This window comes from Rossellomorea oryzaecorticis, from assembly GCF_038405515.1.
Classification (GTDB): Bacteria; Bacillota; Bacilli; order Bacillales; family Bacillaceae_B; genus Rossellomorea; species Rossellomorea oryzaecorticis_A.
Genome location: NZ_JBBYAF010000111.1, coordinates 1 through 422 on the forward strand (window position 1 = coordinate 1; position 422 = coordinate 422).

The following is a 422-nucleotide window of genomic DNA, read 5'->3' on the forward strand; positions in this document are numbered from 1 at the left end:
AAGATGACTAGGTAGATAGGTCAGAGGTGGAAGCATGGCGACATGTGGAGCTGACTGATACTAATCGATCGAGGACTTAACCAAACGAAAAAGCGTAGGCGGCTCGTTCAGAGACGACAAGCATTTTCGGGGCAAGCAGAAGAGGGTGTTCTTCCCTCAGCTGATTGACTCGGAAATGACCTCGAGTCTCTAGCCGCCGGAGCTGGATTAATACGATACCGGTATTCTTGACATCAATCCTTTATCTAGTTTTCAGGGAATAAATTTTTAAAATTTACCCTTGAAATTCACTGAAAATATTATATAATAATATTTGTCATTGTAAGCAATATTCGTCTGGTGATTATGGCGAAGAGGTCACACCCGTTCCCATGCCGAACACGGAAGTTAAGCTCTTCAGCGCCGATGGTAGTTGGGGGATC

Annotated in this window: 2 rRNA genes; both read left to right on the forward strand. The window is 44.3% G+C overall.

The window, feature by feature from the left end:
* Positions 1-84, forward strand: a 23S ribosomal RNA gene (locus AAEO50_RS21330); the annotation flags it as partial.
* Positions 85-335: 251 nt separating this feature from the next.
* Positions 336-422 (forward strand): 5S ribosomal RNA (rrf, locus tag AAEO50_RS21335); the annotation flags it as partial.